We start from the raw sequence: 22633 nt of genomic DNA on the forward strand, positions 1-22633 counted from the left end.
GTTCCGTTGTGGGGTTGGAGCCGGAAAGAGCGGCGTGACGACTTGGCCTGTTGCTCGCCAGCCACTCGCGATTCAATTCATCGCCAATCCGATTCGATTCGGCGATTTATGGTTAAATACTAGCTTGATCCGCGAGTCGTGGTGAGCGACAAGGCTATCCCAAGATGTCGTCCCGCCGCCGCACCACCTTCGGTTCCGTTTTTCGTCGTGCCGCCTTTCCCGCGCTCGCGCTGGGGATCATGGCGTTTTTCGGCACCTATGCGGTCGTCGGCAGCAATGGCGCGCTGGCCTATGGCGACTACCAGCGCCTGCTCGCCAAGAAGCAGCAGCAGCTTGCCGAGCTCAAGCAGAAGCAGACGGTGCTCGCCAACCGCGTCCAGTTGCTCGACCCAAACAAGGTCGATCCGGACATGGCCGACGAACTGACGCGCAAGCAGCTTAACGTGGTTAATCCCAACGAGGTCGTCGTTCCGCTCAAATAAGCGCCCGCGGGGTTGATGTGGAGCAAGCGCACTGGCGTCGCGCCGCGCAATCTGGCAGCACTCCCACCGATAAGGTTCGGAGAGTCCAATGAAGTTCAAGCTGCTGGGCGCGGTCGCCTGCATCGCGCTGGCGTCGTGTCATTCGTCCACCAACTCCACCAATGTCAACGCGACCAACGTCAACGAAACCAGTGTCGTCAACACGACGGCAGTGCCTACGGCCCCCTCGCCGCAATGGGCGCAATTTCGCGACGGCTTCATCAACGGCTGGTTCAAACTCGACCCGGCGTTTGCGGTCTATCAGGGCAAGCATGAATTTGACGGCGTGATGCCCGATTGGAGCCCGTCCGGGCTGAAGGCGCAGGCGGACTTCCTGCACAAGGCGATCACCGACGCCCAGGCGTTCGACAAGGCCAAGCTGTCCAAGGAGGATGCGTTCGAGCGCGACTATCTGGTCCAGGTCGCGCGCGGCAAGCTGTTCTGGCTGGAGGATGCCGATCAGCCGCACACCAACCCGGCTTATTATGTCGGCAACGGCCTCGATCCCAACACCTATATCGCGCGGCCTTACGCGCCAGCGAAAGTGCGGATGGAAGCGCTGATCAAGTTCTTCCGCCAGGTGCCGTCGGCGGTGTGGAACATCCGAACCAATCTGCGCACGCCGATGCCCGAGAGCTTCATCAAATACGGCGTCGCGGCGTTCAGCGGATTCGCGGACTATTATCGCGGCGACGCGCGTAAAGCGTTTGCGAGCGTCCACGACAAGAAGATGCAGAAGGATCTGAAGGACGCCTCCGAAGCCGCCGCGGTGGTGACGGGCGACCTGGCCAAATGGCTCGGCAATCAGAAGAAGACCGCGACCAAGGATTTCGCGCTGGGGCCGGAGAAGTTCCAGCGCATGCTCGCCGAAACGGAGGGCGTCGATACCCCGCTCGATCAGCTCGAGGCCGCGGGCAAGGCGGACCTGGCCAAGAACCAGGAGGCGCTCAAGCAAGCCTGCGCCAAATATGCGCCGAAGAAGACAATCCAGGCGTGCATGGACAAGATGTCCGCCAACAAGCCCGCCGGCAACGATCCGGTCGCCGAGGCGCGGCGCCAGATCCCGATGCTGCGCCAGTTCGTGGTGTCGCACGACATCGTCTCGATCCCCGGCACCGAACAGGCTTTGGTCGAGGAAAGTCCGCCCTATAACCGGCAGAATTCGGCCTATATCGATCCGCCGGGGCCGTTCGATAAAGGCATCCCATCGGTCTATTACATCTCGCCGCCCGACCCGAGCTGGCCCAAGGCCAAGCAACTCGGCTTCGTGCCGGGCAAGATGGACCTGCTCTTCACTTCGGTGCACGAAGTGATGCCGGGGCATTTCGTCCAGTTCCTCCACGCCAACCGCTCGCCGTCGCTCTTCGGCCAGTTGTTCGTCGGCTATGCCTATGCCGAGGGCTGGGCGCATTATGCCGAGGAAATGATGTGGGATGCGGGGCTGGGGAACGGCGACCCCGAAACGCATATCGGGGAGCTGTCCAACGCCTTGCTGCGCGATTGCCGCTTCCTGTCCGCGATCGGCATGCATGCGCGCGGCATGACCCAGGCCGATTCGTTCAAGATGTTCCGCGAGCAATGCTATCAGGACGAAGGCAATTCGGACCAGCAGGCGGCGCGCGGGACCTATGATCCGGCCTATCTCAACTACACGCTGGGCAAGCTGATGATCCGCAAGCTGCGCGACGACTGGACCGCGACCCGCGGCGGACGCAAGGCGTGGAAGCAGTTCCACGACCAGTTCCTGTCCTATGGCGGCCCGCCGATCCCGCTGGTGCGTGGGGCTATGATGGGGACCGAGGCCAAGTCGGTGTTTTGAGCGATTATTCCCTCTCCCGCTTGCGGGAGAGGGAGGGGCCCGCCGCCGAAGGCGGTGGGAGAGTGAGGGTCTTCTTTCTTCTTCCGAACGGACGCATCCAAAAAGAAGAAAGAAGACCCTCACCCAACCCTCTCCCGCTTGCGGGAGAGGGCTAAAAACTACCGCGTCGTCTTGAGCGTCGGCACGTCCCCTTGAACCTCGGTCCGCGTGGGATTGCGGATCGACGGACGCAGGCGAGCGATGCTGCACAAGCCGGCGACGACCGCCAATCCAACCGACACCAGCGGCGGCACGCGCCCAGCGCCGATACCGAGCGCGAGCAACAGCGCGACGACGGTCGCACCGGTGGTCTGTCCCGTCAGGCGCACGGTCGAGATCAGCCCGCCCGCCGCCGCGGCACGGTCGCGCGGGGCGCTGCCGATGATCAGGCGGGCATTGGGCGGCAGGAAGGTGCCGAAGCCCGATCCGCACAGCGCCATCCGCCAGGCGATGTCGAAATAGCTCGGATGCTCGGGCAGGAACGCGATCAGCAGCAAGGCGATGATGCTGACGCACATGCCGATTCCGCCGAGTAGGCCCGCCGGAATGCGGTCGGACAGCCAGCCCGCCATCGGCGCGACGATCATATTGGTCAGCGGCCAGGGCGCGATCGCCGCGCCAACCATCGCCGCGCTGAAGCCGAATTCCTGGGTCAAGCGGAACGGTGTCGACAACAACAGGGTCATCGACGCGATGAACGCGGTGTAGGCGCCGATCACAGACAGCGCGATCACCGGGCGTTCGAGCAGATCGAGCGGCAGGATCGGATTGGCGTCGCCCCGTTCGCGACGGACGAAATAATAGCCGATCAGCGCGCCGGTCGCGACGATCGCCGCCGAGACCACCGGGCTGTTGCCATGGACCGCGCTTTCCGCGCCGCCGATCACCAGCCCGAACATCGCCGCGCACATGACTGCGCCGAGCAGGTCGAAGTGCGCATGGCGCGGCTTGGGATCGGGCAGCGCCCGGCCGAGTATCAGGCTTAACAAGGCAAACGGGATCGCGCAGGCGAACACCCAGGGCCAGGGCGCGATCGCCAGCACCAGGCCGCCGATCGTCGGCGCGGCGGCGGCCGAGCTCGACACGATCACCGAATTGATGCCCAGCCCGCGGCCCAATTGCTTCGACGGATAGGTCGAGCGGATCAGCGCCGACGACACGCTGAGCGCCCCCGCTGCGCCGATAGCCTGCGCCGCGCGGACGACGAGCAGGAAGGGCAGGCTCTTGGCGAAGAAGCACAATAGGGTCGAGACCGTGAAGATCAGCTGCCCGACCTGGTACATGCGCTTCAGCCCGATCCGCTCGCCGAGCCCGGCAAAGGGCAGGAGCAGCATGACGAGCATCAACTGATAGACAGTAACGATCGCGACGACCGAGCTCGAATCGACCTTCAAATCGCGGGCGATCGAGGGCAACGCGACATTGGCGATGCCGCCGTCGATGATGACCAGCGCCGTGCCCGCGCACAGCGCACCGATCGCGAGGTAGCGTTGCGGCAGCGGCAGGCCATCGCTGCGCGCCGGTTCGATTTCCGGTTCGAGGTGATGGTCGGCGCTCATGCCGGGCTCCATCCTGGCGCCGCCAGTTCGAACCCGGCGAAATCGAAGCCCGGCGTCACCACGCAACTGACCAAGGCCCAGCCGTCGCGCGGTTCGGCCGCTTGCCAGGCGCCCGCCGGGACCAGCACCTGCGGGTTGTCCGGACCCAGGCGATGGTCGCGCGTCTCGCCGTCTTCATGGATCAGCAAGGTGAGCGGGTGGCCCTGGTTCCAGATCCACAATTCGGCGGCATCGACGCGGTGCCAATGCGATCGTTCGCCGGCATCGAGCAGGAACAGGATCGCGGTGGCGAGATCGCGGCCGCCGCGCGGGTCGGGGGTGCGCATCGTTTCCCTGAACCACCCGCCCTCGGGATGCGGGGCGAGGTTCAGGCGAGCGACGAGCGGATGCGGCATGGGGAGGCTCATGCTCCCGGGAATCAGGGGAGGACAACCCCAAAATAGGGACTTAGTCACGAACATCGCTAGCCCTCTCCCGCTTGCGGGAGAGGGAGGGACCCGCCGCGAAGCGGTGGGAGGGTGAGGGTCTTCTTCCTTCTTCCGAGCGGCCGAAGCCAAAAAGAAAAAAAGACCCTCACCCTCCCGCTGCGCGGGCCCCTCCCTCTCCCGCAAGCGGGAGAGGGGAGTTCTAATGAGCTGATTTCGCCGACAACCTTGGCGCAAGGCCCCCGCTGTGCTTGAAGCACAATATGCCGATCCTCCCCCCGCGCCGCCTTCCCGCCCTACTCGCCGTATGCGGGCTGGTCCTCTCGCCGATCGCCCAGGCCGCGCCGTCGGGCGCCGTCGCTTCGGTCGATCCGTTCATCGGCACCGGCGGAGAAGGGCATACTTTCCCCGGCGCGGTGTCGCCGTTCGGGATGATGCAGGTGTCACCCGACACCGACGCGACTTGCGTGATCCGCACCTGTTACGGCCATGCCGCCGGTTATCGCTATGACGATCCCACAATCCAGGGCTTCAGCCAGACGCATTTCTCGGGCTCGGGCCATTCGGACCTCGGCGATTTCCTGGTCATGCCGGTGGCGGGCGACGCGGTGCCGCTCGAGCCGGGCGATCCCGCCAAACCCGGCAGCGGCTACCGCTCGCGCTTCACCCATCAGGGCGAGGTCGCGTCGCCCGGCTATTATGCCGTCAACCTGACCGACGCCGGCGTCCGCGCCGAATTGACCGCGGGCACGCGGATCGGCGTCCATCGCTATACGTTCGCGGGCGGCAAGCCCGCGCATCTCGTGTTCGACCTACGGTCGAGCCTCTACAATTACCCAGGCAAGGTCTCCTGGTCGTCGGTCCGCCTGCGCGCGGACGGCACCCTGACCGGGGGTCGCGAGACGCGCGGCTGGGCGCCGGGGCGCAAATTGTTCTTCGCGATGCGCTTCTCGCGACCGCTCGCCGGCCATGAGTTCGTCAATCGCGAGACCGACATTCCGTACAAGGGCTTCAAGGGCCCGGGCCGCACCGGCAGCGACATCGCCGAGATCAAGGGCAGGGCATTGGTCGCGCGGCTCGATTTCGGCCGGCTCGACGCGCCGCTCGAGGTCAGGGTGGCGATATCCAGCGTCGACGAGGACGGCGCGATCCGCAACCTCGACAGCGAGCCCGGCGGGTTCGACGCGATCCGGGCAAAGACCGAGGCGGCCTGGGCGAAGGCGCTGGGCGCCATCGACATCCAGGCCGAGCCGGGGATCCGCAAGTCGGTCTATACCGCGCTCTATCATTCGATGATGGCGCCGAGCATCGCCGGCGATGCCGATGGCCGCTATCGCGGGCCCGACGATCAGGTTCACAAGGCGGAGGGCTTCACTTTCCGCTCGACCTTTTCGCTCTGGGACACGTTCCGCGCCGAACATCCGCTGCTGACGATCGTCCAGCCGCAACAGACCTCGACCGATGTCGTCCGCTCGCTGATGGTGAGCCGTGACCAGAGCCCATACGGTATTCTCCCGATCTGGCAGTTCCAGGGGCAGGAGACCTGGTGCATGATCGGCTATCACGCCGTGCCGGTCATCGCCGACGCGTATCTGAAGGGCATCAAGGGGTTCGACGCCAACAAGGCGCTCGACGCCATGGTCGCGAGCGCGACCTATGCGCCGTATGGCGGGCTCGGCGACTATATGAAGCTCGGCTACGTCCCGATCGACCGCGAGCCCGAGGCGGCATCGAAGACGGTCGAATATGCGTTCGACGACTGGACGATTGCGCGGATGGCGCGGAAGCTCGGCCGCAACGATGTCGCCGAGACGTTCGAGAAGCGCGCCGCCTTCTGGCGCAACAGCTTCGATACCCGGACCGGCTGGCTGCGCGCGCGCAAGGCCGACGGCAGCTATCGTACCCCGTTCGACCCGACCGCGATCAACTACGGATCGGATTATACCGAGGGCAATGCCTGGCAATATTCGTGGTTCATGCCGCACGACCAGGGCGGGCTGATCAAGCTGCTCGGCGGCGACACGGCGACCGTCAAGAAGCTCGACGCGATGTTCGATTTCGACAATTCGAAGGTCGATTACAGTCATGCCGAGGACATTGCCGGGCTGATCGGCCAATATATCCATGGCAACGAGCCAAGCCACCACGTCGCCTATCTCTATGCCTATGCCGGCGCGCCGTGGCGCACCCAGGAGCGGCTCAAGCAGATCGTCGACAGCCAGTATAAGCCGACGCCGGACGGCCTGGCGGGCAATGACGATCTCGGTCAGATGTCGGCCTGGCTGGGGTTCACGTCGCTCGGTTTCTATCCGGTCGCGCCGGGCAGCGGGCAATATGTCATCGGCCGGCCGTTCGTCGACCGCGCGACGCTCAACCTGCCCAATGGCAAGCGCTTCACCATCCTCGCCGACAGTCTGTCGGCCGCCAACCGCTATGTCGGTGCGGTGACGCTCAACGGCAAACCGCTCGACCGTGTGTGGATCGGGCATGACGAGATCATGCGCGGCGGCACGTTGCGGTTCACGATGACGGCGACGCCCAACAAGACGTGGGGGGCGAGCATCGCGTCGCGGCCTTATTCGATGAGCGGCTATTGAGTAGGGCAGGGGGCGGACCCATCTGACTGGCAGTCCCAAGGAGGATCGCCATGTCCGATACCGCCACCGCCCGCCCTACGCTGATACCGGGTCCCGACCATCCGATTACCGTGACGCCCAACRCCAAGCGCGTCGTTGTAATGGCGGGCGACAAGGTGCTCGCCGACACGCGCAGCGCTCTGATCTTGCAGGAAGCGAGCTACCCCGCGGTGCAATATATTCCGCGCGCCGATGCCGATCTGGCGGCGCTCGAGCGGACCGATCACCACAGCTGGTGCCCGTATAAAGGCGAGGCGTCCTATTTCTCGATTCCCGGGATCGAGCGCGGCGAGAATGGGATCTGGACCTATGAGCAGCCGCACGAGGCGGTCGCCGACATCCGCGATCACCTCGCTTTCTATCCAGACCGCGTGACGATCGAACAGCGCGACGACTGACGCGGCTGACCGATGGGCGAGCACATTTCGGCCCGACGTTCTTGCTGCAATGCAGCATATACGCTATAACCCGAGTCATGTACCTCGCTGAGAAAACCGATCCCGCGCCGAATGGCGGTGCCCCCGTCATCCTGGAAGGGATCGTCCGCAAGAAGTGCGTTGCGGCGACCTATAACCGCATGGCGGTGATCCTGGCGCCGCACGCCTTGTTCACCAAGAACGGCGCGCTTTACGTCGCCGCGGTGACGATCGAGCGCGACGGGCAGCGCCCGCGTGAGGAGAAAGTCGGGCTGTTCAAGCTCGACGGGCTGGTCGGGCTGCGGCTCGACGAGCGCGATTTCGTGACCAGCTCGGTCTACGAGCCCGAGGACGAGCGCTTCGTCGGCTCGACGCTGATGGCGGTAGAGGGCTGATCCACCGCATCGCCCGCGCCATCGCGCTGGCCTGAAACGCTTTTTCATGCTCAACTCCCCCGGTCGCCTGACAGGGGGTCGGCCATGGGGTTCTTCACGCTGCTGAAGTCGCTCGACGAGCTTCTCTACGAAGTGATGTCGTGGCTGATCTTCTATCCGGTCACCTTGTGGCGCTCGGTGGCGCGGCCGCAGGAGATGATGAACTACGCCGATATCGAGCTCGGCGACCGGCCCGACCAGCAATATACTGACACGCTCACGCCGCCGCTATTCCTGCTGCTGACCTTGATCCTCAGCCACGGCATCGAACTCGCGACCGTGGGGCAGAGCCCGATCGTCGCGAGCAAGGTCGGGCTCGATGCGGTGGTCGGCGACGATACCAATCTGCTGGTGCTGCGGCTGGCGACGTTCAGCGTCTTTCCGCTGATCATGGCGGCGCGGCTGGTGCGGCAGCAGAAGCAACGACTCGACCGCGATACGCTCAGGCCACCATTTTACAGCCAATGCTATGTCACCGCGCCGTTCGCCCTGGTGCTCGGCATTGCGGGGATCCTCCTCACCCTCAAGCCTTTATGGTGCGGGGTAGCGGGGCTCGTGCTCGGGGCGATTGCCTTGCTGTGGTATGGATTGCTGCAGACGCGCTGGTTCGCGCGACACCTCGGCGTTTCCCTGCTGCGCGGCTGGTGGGAAGCCAATATCGCGATGATCCAATCGCTGGCGCTGGTCACGCTCGTGGCGGCGCTGTTTTCCTGAGCGGTTGAGCGCGTCCGCGGGCGGAGGCAGCAACCTCCCACGCAGTCGAGCGTAGCTAGTATCGGAAGGGAGAGCATTGATGACACTGACCGGCCGATGCCATTGCGGGCGCAATGCGTTCGAGGTCGATGGCGACCTACCCGAAAAGCTGACCCGCTGCACCTGCTCGTTCTGCTCGAAGCGCGGGCATCTCTACGCCTATTATCCGCCCGAGCAGTTCAAGGTCACGCAGGCGGACAGCGATGCGATCTATCGCTGGAACAGCCGCATGGTGCACAATCACTTCTGCTCGGCGTGCGGGTGCGATCTCTACGCCGACAGCCCGGATTTCCAGCGCGACGGCAGCTGGGACGGCAAGACGCGGCGGATCGCGGTCAACGCGCGGCTGTTCGACGATTTCGAGGCGGCCGACTGGCCGGTGACGGTGTTGGACGGCAAGAATTTGTGGTGACATGAAAAGGGGCGACCGACCGGCCGCCCCTCTTTTGTTCGTTCAGCGCCAGTTGCGACCGCAGACGCGCACCCAACGGTGATGACGGCGCTCATTGTGGCAACGGCGGCTGTTCCAGCCCCAGCGATTGCCGCGACCGTTGTTCCAACGATCCTGGCGACCGTCGCGACGGCCATTGTCCCAGCGATCGCCACGACGATCGTCGCGACGGTCCATCCGGCGGTCGCCGCGATCATCGCGCCGATCCATCCCGCGATCATCGCGGCGATCGTCACGCACGTCGCCACGCGACTGCGGTGCTTCGATCCCCGGCGCGTTGCCGGCAACAGGCGCCGCGACCGCTGGCGTAACGCCCAGCATGGTGGCCATCAGGCCAGCCGCTATCAGGAACGTCTTCATGTAACCTCTCCTGGCCCGATATGAGCCGTTCCGAACGATACGATTCGCAGCCGTTATGGTTCCTGAACGACCCGTCTCTGGCAGGTTCACATTGGCTTCAGTGCTGGAGGCGCGATCGCGCAGATGTTCCCCTCCCGTAAAACGGGAGGGGAGCGGAGAGCACCCTTCGTCTGGTCCACAAGCCAGGACCGTGCGAGAGTTCGCGCGTTGGAGGAGCGATGGCCGAAGCGGACGATATCGAACGGGTAACCGCCCCCGCCCGGCGCGGCGGCTGGGCGTGGCCCGCGCTCGCCTTGTTCGCCGTCTCGCTGATATTGCTCGGCGTCCATCTTGCCGACGAGCTGATCGAGGGCGAGGGCTTCTCGTTCGACACCCGCTTGCTGCTCGCTCTCCGCGTGCCTGGCCATCCGCAGACGCCGATCGGGCCGTCCTGGCTGTTGCAGTCGGCGGTCGATATCAGCGCGCTCGGCGGCTACACCTTGCTGTGGCTGTTCGGCGTCGCCGGCATCGCCTGGCTGATCGGCGCGGGTAAAAGGTCGGAGGCGGCGGGGATCGCGCTGTCGCTGATCGGCAGCTCGGTGATCGACGGCATGCTCAAGAGCTGGATCGCCCGCCCGCGGCCCGATCTCGTCCCGCATCTGGTTCAGGTGACCAATGCCAGCTTCCCCAGCGGCCACGCGATGATCTCGTCCGCGGTGTACCTGACGCTGGCGCTGATGCTGGCCGAGGGCATGCCGCGCGACGGCTGGCGGGGCAGGGCGGGGCGCGTCGCGGTGGTCGCGTTCTTCAGCCTGCTCGCGGTGCTGATCGGGATGAGCCGGGTGTATCTCGGCGTGCATTGGCCGAGCGATGTGCTGGCTGGCTGGTGTTTCGGGACGGCCTGGGCGTTGTTGGTTTGGATGGGGGATCGGTGGTTGGGGCGACGGCGCCCTAGCAAAGAAGCAAGCGGCTAGACGTCACCAAATAGATAGCTATTCTGCAGACAGGGGTGGGGCAGAAAATGGCGCTATTTACTCTTAACTACACAGGACTAGATGCGAGTCGAGGTGAGATCGACTTCTACGATGTGTCGAAGGCGATGCTCGGATTCCAACGCTCGCTAGCGATGACAACACATTTAGTTCAAAATGGGGAGATTATCACGCAAGCGCCTGCGCTGAAGAATGCCAGGATACTTGTGAAGCCTCCACAGGAGGGAAGCTGGGAAATCGTCGCAGGAGTGATCTTCGCCGCGACTGGAACGCTGGCACTAGCGCCGGCGGATACGCCAGGGGGAAGGTTGACGAGGCGCATTTACGACTACGTCCTGCGATCAATACAGGGATATGATGTCGATTTTTCTGAGGAATTTGATGATGGAATAGAGGCTCAGCTTAATGACAATAAGATAACAGAGTCAAAGCTAGACAGTTTGATAGAAAAAGCGGAGCCAGGCGTCATTGACATGCATCGACCTGTCGTTTGGTCGCAATCTGCGCATCGAGGTCATGTATATTTCTCGGGGAGTAAGGATAAGCCAGTTGGGTTAGAGCTGTCCCCAGAAACCTATGCTTATGCATCTCACACCAATGAAATTAAATTCCCGATCACCCTTACCGGCATGATTTCCAGTTACAACAGTAACACGTATAAGGGTCGCGTATTTCTACCTAGTGAAGGAAGGCCGGTTCCGTTCGAATTAGCTGACACCATTAGAAATAGAGGGACGATAGAAAGAATTACATCTAGTCTGGCGGCTAATGCCTTAGACCGTAGAAACTGGGTTGGTCAAATCGGGATTAAGGCTTTTAGAAGAGAAAGTGCGACCGGCCGGCTAAAGTCGATATGGATCGTCGAAATCCAGGATGATATTTCCCTGATCTCAAGAAACTAATCCGATCTAATAATAGGAATTAGGACGTCTTCCAGTTCGGATATGCATAAATTTACTGTCTTGCTAATTTTATCTTCTTCAGACGCGTCCTTTTGGCGTCTTTCCCAGATCGTGATAGATATATCATTTGAAAATTGCTGATCGTTGCCGTCATCGTCTGGGTAATGCTGAGCAGCAACTTGGACAGCGGTTTTCTGACGCCAAAGCTCCCGCAAAATTTTGTCGACATCATTGCCTAATAAAGCGGTTCCAAGCGGAAGTGTTGCAGTGAAATCTCGCCATAATTCGGAGTTACTGTTTATCCGATCGAGAACAACCTGGCTTTCGACGATCTTTAGACGGCGATCGCTGGGAATTGATTCGAGATCAATCCCGCTATTAATAAGATTGAAGGTTGCTTCATCCGTGGCTGCCGCCGATCTTAAGGGGCTGCGGATCGCAGAAAAGGCATCCCTCAGGCGATAGGCGAGGGTAAGTATTTTTTCTGCAGCATCAATTTTTCGTTCTTCTAATTTCTGCTGCCTCCACGAACGGAAAGTGTTGGTCGCAAGAATGGCGGCTGCAACAATGGCAAATGCTTGAGCAAAGCCAGCCCAAGCCTGCATCCAGGCACCAGTAGCGGACCAATCAATACTCATTAGACTTGAGCGCCTATCCTATCGTTACAAAACTATCCATCACCCGCTTGCGGCCAGCTTGCTCGAAATCGATCTCGAGTTTGTTACCTTCGATCTCCGCAATCACTCCGTAACCGAACTTCTGATGGAATACTCGCATTCCTAGGTTCAAATCGGACCGACCTTTATTCCCCAAACTCACCGCACTCGCGCGGCTCTCCACCACCCGAGCCGGCTCTCGTGTGAACGTCCGGCTCTGCCACTCCCCACCTGGCTTCGCCGCGTTGAGCGTCCCCGCCGCCCGCTGCCAGCCCGGCCCGCGCCCAGTCCCGCGCCCGACATCTGCGAACGGATCCGCGCGTTCGCTCCAGTTTGCGCGCCACAGGCTTTCGCCCCCCGACATGCTGCTTTCGCTCTCGATATTGGCATCGGGCAGTTCGGCGACGAAGCGGCTGGGGATGCTCGAGGTCCATTGACCGTAGATGCGGCGGTTGGCGGCGTGGATGATGATCGCGCGGCGCCGCGCGCGGGTGATCGCGACATAAGCGAGGCGGCGTTCCTCCTCGAGGCTGGTCAGCCCGCCTTCGTCGAGCGCGCGTTGCGAGGGGAACAGGCCTTCTTCCCAGCCGACCAGGAACACGGTGTCGAACTCCAGTCCCTTGGCGGCGTGAATGGTCATGATCGTGACCTTGGCCTCGTCGGCCTGCGCCTCATTGTCCATGACGAGGCTGACATGTTCGAGGAACGCGCCGAGCGTTTCATATTCCTCCATCGCGCGGACGAGTTCGCTCAGGTTTTCCAGGCGGCCGGCGGCGTCGGCGGATTTCTCGGCCTGCCACATGGCGGTGTAGCCGGATTCGTCGAGGATGATGCGGGCTAGGTCCGCATGCGGCACGCCCCCTCCACCAGTTAGCTCCGCTAACTGGTCGCCCTCGCCGCGAAGCGCGGAGGAGTTCAGCATGTCTCGCCATCGGGCGATGTCGATGACGAGGTTGCCGAGCGCGCGGCGGGCTTGCGGGGTGAGTTCGTCGGTGTCGAGGATGCGCGCTGCCGCGGTCGTCAGCGGCACCTGTTCGGCGCGGGCGAGCTGGTGGACCTTGGCCAGCGCCTTGTCGCCCAGGCCGCGCTTGGGGGTGTTGACGATGCGCTCGAACGCCAGATCGTCGGCCGGCTGGGCGACGACGCGGAGATAGGCGAGCGCGTCGCGGATTTCCTGCCGCTCGTAGAAGCGAAAACCGCCGACGATGCGATAGGGCATGCCGATCGAGATGAAGCGGTCTTCGAACTCGCGCGTCTGGTGCTGCGCGCGGACCAGGATGGCGATGTCGTCCAGGCTGGCCTTGCGGATCTGTTGCGCGGCCTCGATCTCGTCGCCGACGCGGCGCGCTTCCTCCGGCCCGTCCCAGACGCCGAGCACCTTCACCTTCTCGCCGTCATTATGCTCGGTCCATAGAGTCTTGCCGAGCCGGCCCGAATTGTTGGCGATCACCCCTGACGCCGCGGCCAGGATGTGCGGGGTCGAGCGGTAATTCTGTTCGAGCCGGATCACCTTGGCGCCGGGAAAATCCTTCTCGAATTTCAGGATATTCTCGACCTGCGCGCCGCGCCACGAATAGATCGACTGATCGTCGTCGCCGACGCAGCAGATGTTCTTGCGCTCCTGCGCCAGCAGCCGCAGCCAGAGATATTGGACGCTGTTGGTGTCCTGATATTCGTCGACCATGATGTAGCGGAAGCGCTGCTGATAAAGCTGCAGCACCTCGCGATCGGTCTTCAGGATGGTCAGCATGTGGAGCAGCAAGTCGCCGAAATCGCAGGCGTTGAGCGCGCGCAACCGGTCCTGATAGGCGGCATAAAGCTGCGCGCCGCGGCCATTGGCGTAGCGCTCGCCCTCGCCGGCATCGACGTCCTTGGGGGTCAGGCCCTTATTCTTCCACTCGTCGATCAGGCCGCCCAATTGGCGCGCCGGCCAGCGTTTCTCGTCGAGATCCTCGGCCTGGATCAATTGCTTGAGCAGGCGGAGCTGGTCGTCGGTGTCGAGGATGGTGAAATTGGGATGCAATCCGACCAGTTCGGCATGGCGCCGCAGCATCTTGGCGCCGATCGCGTGGAAGGTGCCGAGCCACGGCATCCCCTCGACCGCGTCGCCGACCAGCCGGCCGACGCGCTCCTTCATCTCGCGCGCGGCGCGGTTGGTGAAAGTGACGCTGAGGATCTCCGACGGATAGGCTTTGCGCGTCCACAACAGATGCGCGAGCCGCGCGGTCAGCGCCGCGGTCTTGCCGGTGCCCGCACCGGCCAGCACCAACACCGGGCCGTCGGTGGTCAGCACCGCTTCACGCTGCGGCGGATTGAGGCCGCGCAGATAGGGCGGATCGTCGGGAAGAGAGGCGGGGGCAGGGTCGGTCACGCGTGAACACTTAGGGAACGGCGCCCGGCGGGGCAACCGTCAGGACGCGCGGGCGAGCGTCATCTTGTACATAGCCGCGAAGGTCGACGGATTGCGCATTTCATAAGCATGCCAGGCAGCGAGATCGCGGTGCAGCGGGTCGTGCGGCGCCATTTTGCGATACCGCGTAGCGTCCTCCGGCGCCGGCAGCCCGAAGCGCAGCAATTTCAGCCTCAGCGCATCGATCGCCCGCTCGATCCTCGGCACGTCGAAGCAATCCTCATGAACGTGGAACAGCAAATCGTGGACGCCCGCTGTGCTGAAGAAATCGCGCGAGTTGGTGACGCCGGGCACCGGCGCGGCGATCAGCCGGCGCCGTGCCTCGCGGATCAGGTCGTCGCTGACCGGCTCGCGCATCAGCGCGCCGAGCCGCATCCGCGCGGCGGCGACCGACAACCGCGCGATCCGGCTGTACAGCGCGACCTGCATCGCGCCGCTGGGCGCCAATACGCCGACCAGCGCCGCCCAGCCGGCTTCAGGATCGGGCAGATGATGAAGCACGCCGGAGCAGACGATATAGTCGAACCGCTGGCCAAGCTCGGCGACGGCATGGAGATCGTGGCGCAGCAACCGCAAATTGGCTTGCCCGGCGCAACGCGCCCGCGCGACGGCCAGCGAGGTCTCACTGAGCTCGATCGCCGTCACCGCCGCATCGGGCGCCAGGCGAGCGAGACTCATCGCTTCGCGTCCCGTGCCGCACCCGGCGACCAGGATATTGGGCCGCTCGGGCAGGATCGGTGCGTCCGGGCCGCACGTGCGCAACGTGTCGGCAAGCGATCGTAGCGTGACGGCGTTCGGTCGTTGCCACACCGGATAGGGCCAGCGACCATATTGCGCCGCCACCGCGCGCGTCACTGGCGCGGCGAAGTCCGCGCCGATGGCGGCCGGTGGTTCGGGCAAATAGGCGGAGCGGAAATCGGGCGCCGTGGAGAGCGCCGCTCGCTCTTCGGCATCGAACGGCCAGGCACCACCATTGATCGTCGCTTGCCGGAGCAACGCCGCCGTGAGGCGAGGAAAAGCGGCAGTCTTGCGGTCGAGCAGCAGCCAGCGGCGCACCGCGCTCAACACGCGCTCGGCGGCGGCATCGGCGACCTGGGTTTCCTCGACCAGCGCGATCGCGAGATCGTCGCGGTCGAGCCAGCGCGCAGCGGCCTGCGGATCGCCGGGGTCGGGCAGGGCGGAGCCTAGCGCAATCCAGCCTGAACGTTCGAACTGGGCGGGATCGATCCCCGGATCGCGGATCATCGCTGCAATTGCCGTCAGGTGCGACGCATCGGCCAGATCGGGCCGGCGCGACAGCTGCGCCGCCAGTCGGGTACGCGCGGCCGCATCATCGGGGGACGCTCGCCAGGCGCTGGCCGCGGCGGCGAGGCGCTTGACGGAGGGTGTATCGGTCATCGCCGCGACCATGGCGTGGCGGCCGCGGAGCGGCAAGCCGGCGGAGCGGCGCTATGACCTGGCCGCGATATCGCCGCCGAAAAATCGGGGCGGTTCGGGGAAGAACCGCCCCGCAGTTCGGGAAGAGCCGGCACATGGGGATGGACCGGCGCTCGCGGCACGCAAGGGGCCTACCGCGAGCGGCGCTCTGAGCGCCATTTGTCGCACGCGCGTGTCACGGCTGTATCAAAATGTCGCAAGCGACTGATTTTTCGGCAAACGGTTTTCCTCCACTACCGTGCCCGATAGGATGCGGCGAGAAGCGGGGAATCAGGCATGGTCGAGTTTGACAGGCGGACTGCGATCGCGACGGTGGCCGGCGGAATCATGGTCGGATCGCTGCCCGCATTCGCAGCGCAAGGGCGGGTGTTCAAGGCGAGCATCTCGCTCGAGGGTAACCGCGTGCTGATCGCCGTGGGGATGAACGGGCAGGGGCCGTTCATCTTCATGATCGATACCGGCACGTATGTGAGCATTGTCCGCCCCGATCTTGCCAAGAAACTCAACTTGCCGGTTCAGGGCTATGAAGCCTCGCGCGGGATCGGCGGTAAGGGCGACCGGTACGCAATCTATCTCGCGCGCGATTTCATTATCGGCGGCGGGATTCGCCAATCGTCGGTGGTGCTCGAGGATTCGTTCAGGTTCGGCTATCAGCAGGACATATACGGGGCGCTGGCCGCGGGGATCTTGACTGCGAGCGACACCGATCTCGATTTCGATGCGGGCGAGTTGCGCATCTATCCCGATGGCCGCGGCGACCGGGCCGGCTATGTCGCGGTCGACTCGGAAATTCCCCGCGCGAACCAGCCCGACCGAGGTTCGCGCAAGATAGTCGCGACGATCCTCGTTAACGGCCGTCCGCTGCGTTGCGCGCTCGACACCGGGTCTCCCAACACGCTGTCGCTCTACCAAGCGGCGGCGCGACGCCTCGGGTTGTGGGACAATCGCCCGTTCGCTCCCAGCCGCCCCAACGGCATCGGCGGGGCCGGGCCGATCGCGCGGACGGTGCGGGTCGACGAGATGACGCTCGGCGACGTGCGGCTCGATCGCCCGCTGATTTCGTTGCTCGGCAACGATCTTGACAGCGATCTGGACGGCATTGTCGGCTTGTCGTTCATCCGGCTGTTCAACACGTCGATCGATTCCCGCGGTCGCAGATTGTGGATCAAGCCCAGCCGCCAGGTTTCGCCGCCCGACCGCTATGGCCCGTCGGGTCTCTGGCTCGATCGCGCCGGTTCGCGGATCCTTGTCGCGTCGGTGGGCAATGGCAGTCCCGCGGCCAAAGCAGGCATCCAGCCGGGCGACCGCGTCGTCGGAGAATGGAGCGATGTACTGAGGACGATCAGTTCATCGGTCGGCAGTCGCGTTGTGCTGAAGATAGAGCGAGGCGTGCAATCGCTGGATGTTGCGTTCACGCTCAGCGATTTTCTGTGAGCGGCCGGCAGCCGCGCATGAGGAGCGTGGCGAAGCTTCCCTAGGCAAAAAAGGGGGCGGTTCGCAGGTGGAACCGCCCCGTAGTTCAGGGAGGACCGGCCGACAGGGGAGGCGACCGGTACAAACCGCGGCAAGCAAGGGGAAGAACTCTCCGCGGCAACGCATAGGTAGGCGCACTTTGTCGCAGCGCAATGTCGCAATTGTTGCAAATTGTCTCAGGCTGCGTGCAGTGGGCGCATGCACCCGATCATTGCCAATCGCCGTATCCTGCTCGCCGCGCTCGTCGGCACCTCGGTCGAGTTTTACGATTTCTATATCTACGCGACCGCCGCCGCCCTGGTGCTCGGGCCGCTGTTTTTTCCGTCGACCTCCGACACCGCGCAATTGCTGTCGGCTTATGCCAGTTTCGGGCTCGCCTTCGTCGCGCGCCCGGTAGGGGCCGCTGTGTTCGGCCATTTCGGCGATCGCATCGGCCGCAAGTCGACGCTGGTCGCCAGCCTGATGCTGATGGGCGCGTCGACATTGCTGATCGCGTTCCTGCCGACCTATCAGCAGATCGGCTGGTGGGCGCCGTTATTGCTGTGCGTGCTGCGGTTCGGCCAGGGGTTCGGGCTGGGCGGCGAGTGGGGCGGAGCGGCCTTGCTCGCGGTCGAGAATGCGCCGGAGGGATGGCGTGGCAGGTTCGGCACCGCGCCGCAAATGGGCGCGCCGATCGGGTTCATCGCGGCGAACGGCCTGTTCCTGATCCTCGGCGTGACGTTGACGCCCGAGCAGTTTCGCGACTGGGGATGGCGGCTGCCGTTCTTGGCGAGCGCGATCCTGGTCGGGCTCGGGCTGTGGGTGCGGCTCAAGGTGAGCGAGACGCCGGCGTTCAAGCGCGTCCTCGCGGAAGGGCCGCCGCCGAGCGTTCCGCTGGGCGAAATGGCACGCGAGCATCTCGGCGCGGTGGCGCGCGGGACGCTCGCGGTGGTGGCGTGTTTCGCGATCTTCTACATCGCGACCGCTTTCGCATTGGGCTACGGCACGACCAAGCTCGGCCACCCCAAACAGGCGTTTCTCGGCGTCCAGCTCGTCGCGATCCTGTTCATGGCCGCGGGCATCGCGATCGCCGGCTGGTGGAGCGACCGGTCGAGCCCGCGCGCAGTGTTGATGTGGGGATGCGCCGGGACGGTCGTCGCGGGAATATTGCTCGCGCCGCTGATGGCGGGGCCGCTGCTACTGGCAGGTGTGTTTCTCGCCTTGGCGCTGTTCGTGATGGGGTTCGTCTATGGGCCCGTCGGCGCATGGCTGCCCGATCAATTCCCGGCGCGCGTGCGCTATACCGGGGCGTCGATCGCGTTCAATGTCGGCGGCGTGATTGGAGGCGCGCTGACCCCATTTGCGGCGCAGGCATTGTCGGCGCGCGGGCTCGGTTGGGTCGGTCTGTATCTGGCGGCGGCGGGAGTGCTGAGCTGGATCGGGCTGGCCGCGTCGCGCCGCCGCTGATCACAACAAGACGGGGCGGCGGACCGGAGACTCTTGCGTCGGCGTCGCTGCGGGAGTGCCGCCGGCATTGGGATCGTCATATTGGACCGGCGCCATCGATTCGGGCGTAGGGCTCGAAGGCGAAGGCGCCGAAGGCGCCGCGCTGGCGTTGACATTGGCATCCGGGGAGGCCTCTATCGCGGGGGCCGGCTGAGCGCCCTTGCCGCTAACGCCGAACGCGAACAATCCGATCATCGCGCCCGACATTATCGCAAGCGCCAGCGTGATCACGAATGACCTATTCTCCTTCATGCGCGTCCCTTGGCGAATCGATGTCGATCGGAGGCGGCTTAGCCGCGCGACTATGAAGAAATCGGCAATGCCGCCCCGCGTTGGGACAGGGCTGTAACAAGCCTGTCACACGATCCGTGCAGGGCGGCGGCATGGCTACCGATTTGACGGCTGATTCAGGCCAAGTGCTTCTCGCGGCCGAGTCCGGCCAGGATGCGCGAGGCCCACGACTCGATCAGCCGAACCATCCGATCGCGAAATTCGTGTTCGTCGCGCTGATCATCGGCGCGCTGGGCTATGCCGGCTATTCGATCCTGGTCGACACTAACCATGTCGGCGAACAGATGGCGACGCACGTCTTTGCGTTCCTGATCGTTGCCTTGGTGATCGCGCTAGGCTTCGAATTCGTGAATGGCTTTCACGACACCGCCAATGCGGTGGCGACGGTCATCTATACCAATTCGATGCCGGCGCCGCTCGCGGTGATGTGGTCGGGGGCGTTCAACTTCCTCGGCGTGCTGCTGTCTTCGGGCGCGGTTGCCTATACGATCGTTACATTGTTGCCGGTCGACCTGGTCCTGCATGTCGGATCCAATGCCGGCTATGCGATGATCTTCGCCTTGTTGCTGGCGGCGGTGCTGTGGAACCTGGCGACCTGGTATGTCGGGCTGCCCAATTCGTCGAGCCACACGCTGATCGGGTCGGTGCTCGGCGTCGGTCTCGCCAATCAGTTGATCTCCTCGGGCTCGAAGGGCGGCACCGCGGGGGTGGATTGGAGCCAGGCCTATGGCGTGCTGTCCGGCCTGTTCTGGAGCCCGTTGATCGGATTCGCCTGCGCGTTCCTTCTGCTCTCGCTGATGAAAAAGGTGATCCGTACGCCCAGCCTCTACGAGGCGCCCCAGGGTGACGCGCCGCCGCCGGGGCCGATCCGCGCGTTGCTGATCTTTACCTGTACGCTCGTCAGCTTCTTCCACGGCTCGAATGACGGGCAAAAGGGCATGGGCCTGATCATGCTCATCCTGATCGGCTGCGCGCCGACCGCTTATGCGCTCAATCGGACGATGCCGGCCAGCGCCAGCGCGGCGTTCATCGAGACGGCAAAGAGCGGAGTGGCGCCGTTCGCGGCGCGCGCCGGCGCCGCCGATCCCAGCACGGACCATGCCCGCGCGACATTGGTCGCCGCGCTGCAACAGCGCAAGGCAGACGATGCTCGCGTCTATGGCGCAATCACCACGCTGTCGGGCGACATCAGCCAGCGCATCCAGGGCTATGGCACGATTTCCAACGTTCCCGCGGCGGCGACCGGAAACCTGCGCAACGACATGTACCTCGTGCTCGACACGTCGAAGCTGATCACCAAGGCGAAGGACGCCGGCTCGCGGTTCCGCCCAGACGAACTCAAGGCGATCGACGGTTATCAGAAGAATCTCGAACAGGGCACGCGCTATATCCCGATCTGGGTGAAGCTGGCGGTGGCGATCGCGCTCGGGCTTGGCACGATGGTCGGCTGGCGGCGCATCGTGAAGACGGTGGGCGAGCGGATCGGCAAGACGCATCTGACCTATGGCATGGGCGCGGCGGCGGAACTGGTCGCTGGCGTGACAATCGCGTTCGCGGACAGAATGGCGGTGCCGGTGTCGACCACGCACATTCTGACGTCGGGCGTCGCCGGAGCCAGCCTCGCCAATCGCGCCGGGCTGCAGTTCCGCACGATACGGAACATGGTGCTTGCTTGGGTGTTGACGCTGCCGGCGGCAATGATCCTGTCGGGCGGCCTATATTGGATCCTGTTGCAATTCGTCAGCTGACGACCATCTGATCGCGGGGAGGGGAGAGCGGATTTTGCTCTCTCCTTTCATTTAAAGGTTGCTTGTTCGTTCGAACGAACTAATGGGCGGCACATGGTCCAGCAGCGACTCCTTGATATCGCGGTCGATGCCTTCGGAAGGCATGGGCTGGAAGGGGCCAGCACGCGCGAAATCGCTGCGGCCGCCGGGACGGCCATGTCTTCGATCACCTATCATTACGGTGGCAAGGAGGGGCTTTATCTGGCCGCCGCCGATTATATCGCGCAGCAAATGGGTGAGACGATGTCGCCCGCGTTCGCGATAGAAGTGGCCGACGGAGATCAGGTCGCGGCGCGCGAGGCCATTCACCGTGTGCTGGGCGCGTTGCTCGACAAGATGCTCGACCAGCAGGTCCGGAACTGGAGCCTGTTCATCGTGCGGGAGCAGATGCACCCAACCGCCGCCTTTGCCCGGCTGTTCGACGGACCGATGGGCCAGATGCTGCGGAGGCTGGTGCGGTTCGTCTGCACCGCGGCCGGGATCGACGACAGCGAGGCGGCACGAATCGCGACGATGACGTTGTTCGGCCAGGTGTTGGTCGTGCGATCGGCACGCGCCTCAGTGCTGCGTGTGCTCGACGTCGAGGTGATCGATGCAGCGCTCGCCGAACGAATCCGCGCGCGAATCCGGATCAACACCAACGCCATTCTCGATGCCCTGACGGCGGAAGCAAAGGAAAGCCGATGAGCGACGATACCAAGCCCGAGCCCGCAGCCGATCAGCCCGATGCCGGCGCGCACGACGATGGCAAGAACGCTAAGGACACGACCCCGATCTATCGCCGGCCGTTCTTCTGGGTATTGATTCTGGTGGCGGGGGTCGCGGTGGTTGGCGGTACGCTCTATTATTTGCACTCGCGCCAGTTCGAAGCGACCGACGACGCGTTCGTCGACGCGCACATCGTCCGCATCGCACCCGAAGTGGCCGGAACGCTGATCGATGTCGCCGATTTAGACAATCGCCACGTCAATGCCGGCCAGTTGCTGGCGGTGATCAAGCCCACGGGTCCCGAAGCGCAGCTCGACGAAGCCCGCGCCGGGGTCGATCAGGCCCTCGCGCAGCTGCAACAGGCGCAGGCGCAGGTCAGCAGCGCGATCGCCACGCGCAACCAGTCGGCGGCGGAAGCGCAAGCCCCAATGGCCGCCGCGGTCAAGGCGGCACAGGATCTCGCCCGCTATCAGAATTTGGCGAGGATCGATCGCTCGGCGGTCGCCTCGACCCAGCTCGACCAGGCGCGCGCCAACGCCAATTCGACCCGCGCGCAGGCCGACGCGGCGCAGCGCCAGATCGCGAGCTCGGACGCGCAGATCGCCGTCGCGCGCAGGCAGGTCGATGCCGCCGGCGCGGTCATCGCCGCCAAGCGTGCGCAGGTCGCGCAGGCCAATGTCACCTTGGGCAATCTCCGCCTCGTCGCGCCGGTCTCGGGCCAGGTGGTCAATCGCCAGGTCAACAAGGGCTCGTACGTCGCGCCGGGCAGCCAGTTGCTGGCGATCGTGCCCGATACGATGTGGGTCACCGCGAACTTCAAGGAAACCCAGCTCAAGAACATGCGGATCGGGCAGCCGGTGACGATCAAGGTCGACGCCTATCCTGATGTCGAGTTCAAGGGGCGGGTCGATTCGATCCAGCGCGGCGCCGGTCAGGCCTTCGCCATCCTGCCGCCGCAGAACGCGACCGGCAATTACGTCAAAGTGGTCCAGCGCGTGCCGGTGCGGATCAACTTCATCACCGGCAACGGCAATCCAGATCCGCGCAATTACCCGATCGGCCCCGGCATGTCGGTGACGCCGTCGGTCAAGGTCCGCTGA

General features: G+C 64.1%; 21 protein-coding genes. 14 read left to right on the top strand and 7 right to left on the bottom strand.

The window, feature by feature from the left end:
* Positions 1-164 precede the first annotated feature (164 nt).
* Positions 165-482 carry an FtsB family cell division protein gene (locus tag AC1DQQ_RS07305; protein ID WP_066827655.1) on the top strand — a complete coding sequence of 106 codons (318 nt, stop codon included), beginning with the start codon at positions 165-167 and terminating at the stop codon, positions 480-482.
* A gap of 88 nt (positions 483-570) precedes the next feature.
* The gene (locus AC1DQQ_RS07310) at positions 571-2340 is read left to right on the top strand and encodes a DUF885 domain-containing protein (RefSeq protein WP_478044722.1); all 1770 of its coding nucleotides are present in this window, start codon (positions 571-573) and stop codon (positions 2338-2340) included.
* Between the two features lie 158 nt (positions 2341-2498).
* Here AC1DQQ_RS07310 and AC1DQQ_RS07315 read toward each other — a convergent pair whose 3' ends face one another.
* Together AC1DQQ_RS07315 and AC1DQQ_RS07320 are read right to left on the bottom strand one after the other, a co-directional pair.
* Positions 2499-3938 (bottom strand): MFS transporter, encoded by a 1440-nt coding sequence (locus AC1DQQ_RS07315; protein WP_478044723.1) that lies wholly within the window; start codon positions 3936-3938, stop codon positions 2499-2501.
* Positions 3935-4333 (bottom strand): cupin domain-containing protein, encoded by a 399-nt coding sequence (locus AC1DQQ_RS07320; RefSeq protein ID WP_478044724.1) that lies wholly within the window; start codon positions 4331-4333, stop codon positions 3935-3937. Before AC1DQQ_RS07320 ends, AC1DQQ_RS07315 begins: the two co-directional genes overlap by 4 nt.
* 293 nt (positions 4334-4626) lie before the next feature.
* Between AC1DQQ_RS07320 and AC1DQQ_RS07325 the strand changes: the two genes are divergently transcribed.
* From AC1DQQ_RS07325 to AC1DQQ_RS07345, 5 genes are all read left to right on the top strand, one after another.
* On the top strand, positions 4627-6960 hold the full coding sequence (locus AC1DQQ_RS07325) for a GH92 family glycosyl hydrolase (RefSeq protein WP_478041689.1): 2334 nt from the start codon (positions 4627-4629) through the stop codon (positions 6958-6960).
* A 50-nt stretch (positions 6961-7010) separates the two neighbouring features.
* The gene (locus tag AC1DQQ_RS07330) at positions 7011-7397 is read left to right on the top strand and encodes a DUF427 domain-containing protein (protein ID WP_478044725.1); all 387 of its coding nucleotides are present in this window, start codon (positions 7011-7013) and stop codon (positions 7395-7397) included.
* A 77-nt stretch (positions 7398-7474) separates the two neighbouring features.
* On the top strand, positions 7475-7810 hold the full coding sequence (locus AC1DQQ_RS07335; RefSeq protein ID WP_478041686.1) for a WYL domain-containing protein: 336 nt from the start codon (positions 7475-7477) through the stop codon (positions 7808-7810).
* Between the two features lie 84 nt (positions 7811-7894).
* Entirely contained in the window at positions 7895-8563 is a 669-nt protein-coding gene (locus AC1DQQ_RS07340) for a hypothetical protein (RefSeq protein ID WP_478041685.1), read from the top strand.
* 79 nt (positions 8564-8642) lie between these two features.
* A complete protein-coding gene (locus AC1DQQ_RS07345; RefSeq protein ID WP_478044726.1) occupies positions 8643-9014 on the top strand; it encodes a GFA family protein in 372 nt (123 codons plus the stop codon).
* A 42-nt stretch (positions 9015-9056) separates the two neighbouring features.
* Here AC1DQQ_RS07345 and AC1DQQ_RS07350 read toward each other — a convergent pair whose 3' ends face one another.
* Positions 9057-9413 carry a hypothetical protein gene (locus AC1DQQ_RS07350; RefSeq protein WP_478029181.1) on the bottom strand — a complete coding sequence of 119 codons (357 nt, stop codon included), beginning with the start codon at positions 9411-9413 and terminating at the stop codon, positions 9057-9059.
* A gap of 218 nt (positions 9414-9631) precedes the next feature.
* Between AC1DQQ_RS07350 and AC1DQQ_RS07355 the strand changes: the two genes are divergently transcribed.
* Positions 9632-10366, top strand: coding sequence for a phosphatase PAP2 family protein (locus AC1DQQ_RS07355; protein WP_478044727.1), 735 nt, complete (start codon positions 9632-9634; stop codon positions 10364-10366).
* A gap of 47 nt (positions 10367-10413) precedes the next feature.
* On the top strand, positions 10414-11286 hold the full coding sequence (locus AC1DQQ_RS07360) for a DUF7946 domain-containing protein (RefSeq protein WP_478044728.1): 873 nt from the start codon (positions 10414-10416) through the stop codon (positions 11284-11286).
* Here the strand turns inward: AC1DQQ_RS07360 and AC1DQQ_RS07365 are convergent.
* The 3 genes from AC1DQQ_RS07365 to AC1DQQ_RS07375 are packed head-to-tail and all read right to left on the bottom strand — an operon-like array spanning position 11283 to position 15750.
* Positions 11283-11924: a hypothetical protein gene (locus AC1DQQ_RS07365; protein WP_478044729.1), complete on the bottom strand. Its 642-nt coding sequence runs from the start codon at positions 11922-11924 to the stop codon at positions 11283-11285. The genes AC1DQQ_RS07360 and AC1DQQ_RS07365 overlap by 4 nt on opposite strands.
* Before the next feature lie 13 nt (positions 11925-11937).
* Entirely contained in the window at positions 11938-14313 is a 2376-nt protein-coding gene (locus tag AC1DQQ_RS07370) for an ATP-dependent helicase (RefSeq protein ID WP_478044730.1), read from the bottom strand.
* A gap of 39 nt (positions 14314-14352) precedes the next feature.
* The gene (locus AC1DQQ_RS07375; protein ID WP_478041680.1) at positions 14353-15750 is read right to left on the bottom strand and encodes a class I SAM-dependent methyltransferase; all 1398 of its coding nucleotides are present in this window, start codon (positions 15748-15750) and stop codon (positions 14353-14355) included.
* Positions 15751-16065: 315 nt separating this feature from the next.
* Between AC1DQQ_RS07375 and AC1DQQ_RS07380 the strand changes: the two genes are divergently transcribed.
* Both AC1DQQ_RS07380 and AC1DQQ_RS07385 read left to right on the top strand, forming a co-directional pair.
* On the top strand, positions 16066-17223 hold the full coding sequence (locus AC1DQQ_RS07380; RefSeq protein WP_478044731.1) for an aspartyl protease family protein: 1158 nt from the start codon (positions 16066-16068) through the stop codon (positions 17221-17223).
* Positions 17224-17460: 237 nt separating this feature from the next.
* On the top strand, positions 17461-18708 hold the full coding sequence (locus AC1DQQ_RS07385) for an MFS transporter (RefSeq protein WP_478041678.1): 1248 nt from the start codon (positions 17461-17463) through the stop codon (positions 18706-18708).
* Here AC1DQQ_RS07385 and AC1DQQ_RS07390 read toward each other — a convergent pair whose 3' ends face one another.
* Complete coding sequence (locus tag AC1DQQ_RS07390) at positions 18709-18999, bottom strand: hypothetical protein (RefSeq protein ID WP_478029174.1); 291 nt, start codon at positions 18997-18999, stop codon at positions 18709-18711.
* Positions 19000-19130: 131 nt separating this feature from the next.
* Here AC1DQQ_RS07390 and AC1DQQ_RS07395 point away from each other — a divergent pair, with 131 nt between their 5' ends.
* From AC1DQQ_RS07395 to AC1DQQ_RS07405, 3 genes are all read left to right on the top strand, one after another.
* Positions 19131-20786, top strand: a complete 1656-nt coding sequence (locus AC1DQQ_RS07395) for an inorganic phosphate transporter (protein WP_478044732.1) — start codon at positions 19131-19133, stop codon at positions 20784-20786.
* 93 nt (positions 20787-20879) lie between these two features.
* Complete coding sequence (locus AC1DQQ_RS07400; RefSeq protein ID WP_478029172.1) at positions 20880-21512, top strand: CerR family C-terminal domain-containing protein; 633 nt, start codon at positions 20880-20882, stop codon at positions 21510-21512.
* Positions 21509-22633: an HlyD family secretion protein gene (locus AC1DQQ_RS07405; protein ID WP_478044733.1), complete on the top strand. Its 1125-nt coding sequence runs from the start codon at positions 21509-21511 to the stop codon at positions 22631-22633. Before AC1DQQ_RS07400 ends, AC1DQQ_RS07405 begins: the two co-directional genes overlap by 4 nt.

This window comes from Sphingomonas sp. P4_G3 (assembly GCF_056401105.1).